Below are 315 nucleotides of genomic sequence, written 5' to 3' on the forward strand. Positions count from 1 at the left end.
CCACGGCGACACTGGTCGCGATGTCTTCTTCCTGCTGGAAGGACGGGCTCGCGTGACACTGGTTTCAGCGGACGGCAGGGAGATAGCGTATCGCGATGTCGAACCGGGTGACATTTTCGGGGAGCTCGGAGGCATTGACGGGATTGCACGCTCTGCCAGCGTAGTCGCGCTGGAGGCAACCCGCGCTGCACGGCTGTCCGGCACAGCATTCCGGGATATCGTGATGACCCATCCGACTTTCGCCTGGATGCTGCTTGAGCATCTGTCTGCCCAGCTCCGGCGCATGACCGAGCGGGTATTCGAATACAGCACTCT

Annotated in this window: 1 protein-coding gene; it reads left to right on the forward strand. The window is 61.6% G+C overall.

The features are described from left to right. Positions 1-52 precede the first annotated feature (52 nt). On the forward strand, positions 53-315 hold a 263-nt coding region (locus AC0L3O_RS35575; protein WP_473618176.1), incomplete at its 3' end, for a Crp/Fnr family transcriptional regulator.

The organism is Mesorhizobium sp. WSM4810 (assembly GCF_055811235.1).